Annotated in this window: 6 protein-coding genes and 2 rRNA genes; 4 read left to right on the forward strand and 4 right to left on the reverse strand. The window is 49.7% G+C overall.

Translation table 11 applies throughout. The annotated features are described in order from the left end of the window. The first annotated feature begins 113 nt into the window (after positions 1-113). Positions 114-1,496, forward strand: coding sequence for an SLC5/6 family protein (locus JYB63_RS14925; RefSeq protein ID WP_205658685.1), 1,383 nt, complete (start codon positions 114-116; stop codon positions 1,494-1,496). 21 nt (positions 1,497-1,517) lie between these two features. Further along, a complete protein-coding gene (locus tag JYB63_RS14930) occupies positions 1,518-2,366 on the forward strand; it encodes a metallophosphoesterase family protein (RefSeq protein WP_205658686.1) in 849 nt (282 codons plus the stop codon). On the opposite strand, the gene JYB63_RS14935 is transcribed toward JYB63_RS14930, so the two are convergent. After that, a complete protein-coding gene (locus JYB63_RS14935) occupies positions 2,349-3,014 on the reverse strand; it encodes a tRNA-uridine aminocarboxypropyltransferase (protein WP_205658687.1) in 666 nt (221 codons plus the stop codon). The genes JYB63_RS14930 and JYB63_RS14935 overlap by 18 nt on opposite strands. Positions 3,015-3,171: 157 nt before the next feature. On the opposite strand from JYB63_RS14935, the gene mnmH reads away from it, so the two are divergent. Both mnmH and JYB63_RS14945 read left to right on the forward strand, forming a co-directional pair. Beyond that, positions 3,172-4,263, forward strand: a complete 1,092-nt coding sequence (gene mnmH, locus JYB63_RS14940) for a tRNA 2-selenouridine(34) synthase MnmH (RefSeq protein ID WP_205658688.1) — start codon at positions 3,172-3,174, stop codon at positions 4,261-4,263. Positions 4,264-4,483: 220 nt separating this feature from the next. After that, a complete protein-coding gene (locus tag JYB63_RS14945) occupies positions 4,484-5,692 on the forward strand; it encodes an ammonium transporter (protein WP_205658689.1) in 1,209 nt (402 codons plus the stop codon). A 46-nt stretch (positions 5,693-5,738) separates the two neighbouring features. Here the strand turns inward: JYB63_RS14945 and JYB63_RS14950 are convergent, their stop codons facing one another. The 3 genes from JYB63_RS14950 to JYB63_RS14960 all read right to left on the reverse strand — a co-directional run. Further along, complete coding sequence (locus tag JYB63_RS14950) at positions 5,739-6,392, reverse strand: hypothetical protein (RefSeq protein WP_205658690.1); 654 nt, start codon at positions 6,390-6,392, stop codon at positions 5,739-5,741. 207 nt (positions 6,393-6,599) lie between these two features. Beyond that, a 5S ribosomal RNA gene (rrf, locus tag JYB63_RS14955) occupies positions 6,600-6,715 on the reverse strand. Between the two features lie 160 nt (positions 6,716-6,875). Beyond that, a 23S ribosomal RNA gene (locus JYB63_RS14960) occupies positions 6,876-6,979 on the reverse strand; the annotation flags it as partial.

Here is a 6,979-nt window from a genome sequence, read left to right on the forward strand (position 1 = left end):
ACAGTCTTGGCAACCTGTAGCCCCTCCTTGACCCTTTTTTCATTTTCCCTTGTAATTTCATGTCTGTTTGCAGCTATGCTGCAACTCACCCTCTTCGGATAAAGGCATCAGACATGGCATTATCACTGGCAATTGTCGTTGGCATTGTTGCAGCAATTTCATTGTTTCTCTCCCCAAAAGTGAACAATGATCACACCTTTTTTAAAGGCTACAGCAAAGACGGTGAACAACCGGGCTTATTGCTGCTGACTTTCTCACAGGTAACCACCTGGATCTTTGCCCGTTCATTGCTGAACGCCGCCATTCTGGGGTTTTATTACGGTATCTGGGGCACGCTGGCCTATGCAGCCTATTACCTGTCCTTCCTGACCGGCGGCAAAATCATTGACTCATTACGCTTCCGGCATGGCTATACCAGTGTGCAGGCATTCCTTCATGATCGTTTCGGCCGCTGGGGAACAGGATGCTATAACTTTGTTATCGGCCTACGCCTGATCAGTGAAGTTTTCGCTAACATTCTGGTCATCGGTATACTCTTTGGCGTCGCCGGCAGCAGCAGTTATACCTTCGCAGTAGTTCTTTTTGCCGGTATTACACTGGTGTATTCAATGCTGGGTGGCCTCAAAGCATCCCTACGAACAGACCTTTTCCAGATGACCCTGTTTCTGGTTGTGCTGGCATTACTCAGCGGTCTCGTTCTGTTTCAGGGACATGTCAGTATCGACAACATCATGTTTAAAGCATTCAACATCACCGAACCCGGCCCAATCCTGCTACTGGTAGCCCTGTTACAGGTCTGGAGTTATCCGATGCACGATCCGGTAATGATGGACCGTGGCTTCCTGGCAGACCGGGAAACCACACGAAAAAGCTTTATTCATGCTGGCTGGATCAGCGTTATCTGCATTATCATTTTCGGAAGCTTTGGCATCATCGCCGGGGCTCAGGCCGCTTCCGGTGAATCCATGAATGAGGCACTGCTGCGCCTGCTGGGTGACAACGCCATGCTGTTGTTTAACATCACCCTGATCATCTCAGCGATGTCGACACTGGATAGCACCCTCTCCAGTTCTTCAAAACTGGTCGCGGTTGATATGAAACTGATGCCCGCCAGCCGCTTTAATGGCCGGGTAACGATGGCGGTATTTATGCTGCTCGGTTTACTGTGCGTATTCCTTGGCAATAAAGACTTGTTCAGTGCGGTCGCTGTCAGTGGCACCGCCTCTATGTACCTGGCACCGGTTATTTTCTTTTGCCTATGGGGCAAGCAGGATCAGGTACCGGTATGGAGCTATGTCAGCACGTTCATTTTAGCGATTGCCGGTGCAGCCCTGTACTTTGTCGAGTCAGCCGGACACACCCAGTTGCTGGGCGACGCGCATAAATACACAAAACTGCTGTTCATCTCCGCAACGGTGCTGATTGGTGGCTGTCTGCTGTTTTGGTTGGGTATTCTGAGCAACCGCAAAACACAGCCTTTACCCAGCTCAGCCTGATTTTAATGACGGAATTTGATAATGCAGGAATTTTCACCGGCTGATACAAAGCCATTACTCATCTTTGGTGGCCCTTACAGTAATCTGGCAGCAACTAAGGCAATCAAAGAGACCAGTGAAAAACTGGAGATTCCTGCCGGTAATATCCTCTGTACAGGCGACATTGTCGCCTACTGCGCTTCACCACAGGAAACAACTGATTTAATCCGTGAATGGGGCATTGCTGTAGTACAGGGCAACTGCGAAGAATCTCTGGGTAATGGTGCCAATGACTGTGGTTGCGGGTTTGATGAGGGCAGTACCTGCGACTTGCTGTCTGCCGGCTGGTTTAACTTCGCTAAACCCAGAGTCAGCGCTGATGCTAAAACCTGGATGGCAACTCTTCCCGCACAGATCAGCTTTACCTGGGCAGGGCTGAAAATGCATGCTATCCACGGCGGCTTAAACAGCATTAACCAGTTTATATTTGCCTCTGATGTAACGGAGCAGGCACAGCAACAAACCGACTCCGAAGCAGATATCATTATCAGTGGTCATTGCGGTATTCCTTTCGGGCAACAACTGACAAAGGGTACATGGCTAAACGCAGGGGTTATAGGTATGCCGGCCAACGATGGTCAGCCGGACACCTGGTATATGCTGATAACACCGGAATCTGATGGGCAGATCACTGCCAGTTGGCATGCCTTACAATACGACGTGGAAGACAGTATCAATAAGATGCGTCAGGCTGGCCTGAATACACCTTATGCAGAAGCACTCAAAACCGGTTACTGGCCAAGTACCGATATCCTGCCACCGGCAGAGCAGTCAGCAACTGGCAAGCCGCTGAACTTATCCCCATTGAGGATCTCAGCGGGCATCCTCTGATACAGCGGCGACCACTTTCTGACTACGGGTTTCCAGATAACGCCCGGTAAACGCATCAAAGTATTTCTGTAAATGAATGCTGGCACTGTGATCGCCAATTTCATCGAGCAACGCAATCGCCACTTCAGCGGTGCACAGCTGATTATCATGAACGGCCTTACGCAGCCCGTAGCGGGAAGCAGGCACTTCTTTCAGGCTGATAACCGCTAACCCCTGCAAATATTCACTCAGGCGAAACATACGCCTTGCCTGGCGCCAGGTACCATCCAATACAATGAACACGCTCCGTTTACCTGGTTCGGGATTAAACTCCGTCATCCGTTCAGCATAATCATCACCTGGCGGAAAAACGATGTAAGCATTCACTTGCGGACTCTGAATCAGCGCCAGTAACTCAGGATCCGCCTCTTTGCGGTGCCAGATAAACCGCCGGGTGCCAGCAATAGAGTCCTTAATGAGCCTGCCTGTATTACTGGGCTTATACACTTCATCATTATGAGTCAGCAGACAAAACTCAACCTGTGCAGGCACAGCACTCTGTAAATCACAGACACACTTATCAACCCGCAAAAAACATGACTCACAGCGTTCAACAGATGCCCCCCTGCCCAGATACGGACGGCGGGACGATACTACAGAAGAATTCATTCAGCTTACCAGACGATGACTTAACGCCGGGGGAATATAGCCAAGCACTCAAAGAAATGCCACCGGAACTCAGTCAGCACCGGTGATTCTTAGGCATTCAGGCAGAGATCGCATATAATGGCGGCCCGAAAATGACAGCCAGCTTACAGGCAACAAAATGCGCGAAGATACACTGAATTACCGGCAACTATTTCTCAACGATACCCCCATGATCGATCTGCGGGCACCGGTAGAATTTAAGCAAGGCGCATTCCCTTCTGCTGTCAGCCTGCCGCTGATGAGTAATGAAGAACGGGAAAAAGTAGGCACCTGTTATAAACAGCAAGGACAGGATGCAGCTATCAAGCTAGGCCATAAACTGGTCAGCGGTGAGATTAAAGAACAACGTATGGCAGCCTGGAAAGCCTTCGTAGAAGAAAATCCTGAAGGGTATCTGTACTGTTTCCGCGGCGGCCTGCGCTCACGTACAACTCAGCAATGGCTGAAAGAAGCCGGTGCTGACTATCCACTGGTCACCGGCGGTTATAAAGCACTGCGTAACTTCCTGCTGGACGAGATAGAAGCAACCTGCGAAGAATTGCCTTTTTATATTGTTGGCGGCAATACAGGCTGCCGTAAAACCCCTCTGATCAACAGCCTAAAAAATGCTGTCGACCTGGAAGGCGCTGCTAATCACCGGGGTTCAAGCTTTGGCCGCTATGTCACACCACAACGTTCTCAGATCAATTTCGAAAACAAACTGGCAATCGACTTACTGAAGCTGCGCAACACTGGTATCAGCGAACTCATTCTGGAGGATGAAGGGCGGATTATCGGCAGCGTTGATATCCCACATTCTCTGCACCTGAAAATGCAGCAAGCCCCCATCATTGTCGTGGAAGAAGATCTCGAAACCCGGTTACATAACCTGCTTCAGGAATACGTCATCGATATGCACCGTTCCCATACCGAATATTACGGTGAGGAACAGGGCAATCATCTGTGCGCTGAATATCTGCTCAGCGGTCTGGATAAGATACGTAAGCGCCTTGGCAGCGAACGCTGGCGGGAACTCCGTAAAATGATGGAACAGGCGATCGCTACTCATGACAAAGGTGAAGGTTACAGCCAGCACCTGAACTGGCTAAGCCCACTGTTAGAGTGGTATTACGATCCGATGTACAGCTATCAGTTGGGTAACAAAGCTGAACGGATCGTATACCGGGGTAACTGGCAGGAATGTCAGGATTACTTACACAACATAAAGTAACAGATTCTAACTTTACAAAGCCGGGAGATTTTCCGGCTTTTTTATGCCCCCAAATTGGCCCACCTCGAACTGGCACGCCTCCTGCAGTACATGAAGCATAAATCGTAAAACCGGTGCATCTGCCCGGTTTTGCAGCATAAAAAAACCTCAAACGCGCTGAATTGGTGCAGGCAAAATTACGCCTGACTCTGATTGGTGCATCAATGCTTCGGAGACCGCTGTGGATAGTATTAACAGTGCTGTAGAAACCTTGGTACAGAGTTCAAACACTCTATTTATTCTCATGGGCGCAATCATGGTATTTGCCATGCATGCCGGCTTTGCATTTCTGGAAGTCGGCACCGTCCGGCAGAAAAACCAGGTGAATGCGTTGGTAAAAATCATGACCGACTTTGGTTTTTCAGCGGTCGCTTACTTCTTTGTCGGTTACTGGATTGCCTATGATGTCACCTTCTTCAGTGATGCTCAGACCCTCGCCGAAGGTAATGGTTATGAGCTGGTCAAATTCTTCTTCCTGATGACCTTTGCAGCGGCCATTCCAGCAATCGTTTCCGGCGGTATCGCTGAACGCGCCCGCTTCTGGCCATTCCTGATAGCCTCTGCCCTGGTTGTAGGCTTTGTTTACCCCTTGTTCGAGGGCATTATCTGGAACGGTAACTACGGCTTTCAGAACTGGCTGGAAAGCACCTTTGGCGCGCCCTTCCACGACTTTGCCGGTTCCGTTGTTGTGCACGGCGTCGGTGGCTGGTTAGGATTAGTTGCGGTTCTCCTGCTGGGTGTCCGTAAGGGCCGTTATAAATCTGGCCGCCTGATGGCTTTCCCCCCGTCAAACATTCCGTTTCTGGCACTGGGCGCATGGATTCTGTGTATCGGCTGGTTTGGCTTCAATGTTATGTCAGCACAAACACTGGATGGTATCTCAGGTCTGGTTGCAGTAAACAGCCTGATGGCGATGGTCGGCGGTATCATTGCATCATTACTTGCCGGTAAAAACGACCCCGGATTTATCCATAACGGTCCGTTGGCCGGTCTGGTTGCGATATGTGCCGGCTCAGACATTATGCACCCAATCGGTGCACTGTTTGTTGGCGGCGTTGCAGGTGCCCTGTTTGTCTGGATGTTCACCATCGCACAAAACCGCTGGAAAATTGATGACGTACTGGGTGTATGGCCTCTGCACGGCCTGTGCGGCGCCTGGGGCGGCATTGCAGCGGGAATATTTGGCACAACGGCCTTTGGTGGTCTGGGCGGTGTCAGCCTGATGTCACAGCTTACAGGCACAATAGCGGGAATCCTGATTGCAGTGGCTGGCGGTTTAATTGTCTATGGTGCAATTAAAGTATTCTGTGGCCTGCGACTGGATGAAGAAGAAGAGTTCAACGGCGCGGACCTTTCAATCCACAAAATTGAATCCATGTATATGGACTGATATTCCGTGACAGAAACAAAAAGCCCGCGTCAATAAGCGGGCTTTTTTATACCTTACAGAAATCTTCCCAGTCAGCATACACCTTACTGATTTTACGAACCGCCTCATTAAGCAACTGCTTAGCTTCTTTATCTGAACGGCTGACTTCAGCATCATACTGCAAATACCCGGCTGTATATCGCCCCAGCTGCTCTGTTGGCAGTTTTGCACCAACCTTTCCTTGAACCTCAACTGCACAGGCAGTTCTGCGGGACTCCATCAGTTTAACGTGCGCCATCACAGTCTCGACTTCGTCGAGCATATTCAAACCCACTTTAAGATCCTGCAGCATATTGGCCATAATCACAGAAGACACTAACGGCAAATATAACTTTGTTTCTGTGACGAAATAGCCGCCACTTTTGGACCGCCGGTGCTTGCTCACATAAGGCTTCAGGCGGGAAGTGGTCATGCGCTTAAGAGGAATATTGGGAAAGCAAATGCAGGCACAATACATCAGCTCACCACGTTTGTTCTGATAGGTTTCCAGTTCAATGCGCTCATCGAACCCCCGCAGCCATGCCAGAAGCTCTCCGGAATTAACCGTTTCATCAGCGGTGCTGTTAAGGCCATACCACACTCCTTCCTGCCGACAGGCAAAGAAAAACGGCGGCATTACACCGTCCATATAAGGCATGTGATAGTTAGAATGCGCCATCATTACGACAACCGAACTCTCAGACAAATATATACATTAAGCTTAGCCGGTAAACACTAAGCCGCCGTCAGTGCCCAACTTATGGTCAGGTACGTATCCACAATAAGAAAACCCCTGACCGGATTACGATCAGGGGTTTTCTTATTATTCTATTTACAATAACACACGAAAAAACCCTGCTACAACGTAGCAGGGCTTTCTTAATTAGGTGCTTGGCGATGACCTACTCTCACATGGGGAAGCCCCACACTACCATCGGCGCTAAGACGTTTCACTTCCGAGTTCGGTAAGGGATCGGGTGGTTCCATCTCGCTATGGTCGCCAAGCAAAAAAAGGTAACAATCTAAATCCTGTATGCCTTATTCAGGCTGAGTCTTGGGTAACACTGTACAAACTCTAATCCGTCTCGCTTTTCAGCAAGCTCTATGTATCTTCAGTTCTTGATCCGTGTTGCAGCTCTCTGCAACCAAACGCTTTTGGCGTTATATGGTCAAGCCTCACGAGCAATTAGTACTGGTTAGCTCAACGCCTCACAACGCTTACACACCCAGCCTATCAACGTCCTGGTCTTGAACGGCTCTTCAGGGGAC

This window comes from Aliamphritea spongicola, from assembly GCF_017051665.1.
Taxonomy (GTDB): domain Bacteria; phylum Pseudomonadota; class Gammaproteobacteria; order Pseudomonadales; family Balneatricaceae; genus Amphritea; species Amphritea spongicola.